Genomic DNA, 355 nt, shown 5'->3' with positions numbered 1-355 from the left:
ACCGAAATCTACACGTAAGGAGTCGTCGGCAGCGTCAGATGTGTATAAGAACCCACACCCACAACACCCGCACCACCACCCCACCCCGCACCGACGCCGAAACCCTCGTCGCCACCACCTACGCCGACGTCCTCGGCACCAACGACATCGGCGCCCACGACGACTTCTTCACCCTCGGCGGCCACAGCCTCCTCGCCGTCAAAGTCATCGCCCGCATCCGCACCGCCACCGACATCAACCTCCCCCTCCGCACCCTCTTCGACCACCGCACCGTCGAAGCCGTCGCCCAAGCCCTCGAAAACACACTCCTCCAAGAACTCGACCAGCTCACCGACGCCGAAGCCGACCAACTGCT

At 64.2% G+C, this 355-nt stretch carries 1 protein-coding gene; it reads left to right on the top strand.

The window, feature by feature from the left end; genetic code table 11:
* Positions 1-38: 38 nt before the first annotated feature.
* On the top strand, positions 39-355 hold a 317-nt coding region (locus IH54_RS41115; RefSeq protein WP_043183722.1), incomplete at its 3' end, for a phosphopantetheine-binding protein.

It is taken from the genome of Streptomyces sp. NRRL F-5123, assembly GCF_000721495.1.
Classification (GTDB): domain Bacteria; phylum Actinomycetota; class Actinomycetes; order Streptomycetales; family Streptomycetaceae; genus Actinacidiphila.
The sequence above is the reverse complement of the archived record's forward strand: the minus strand, read 5'-3'. Positions and strand labels throughout refer to the sequence as shown.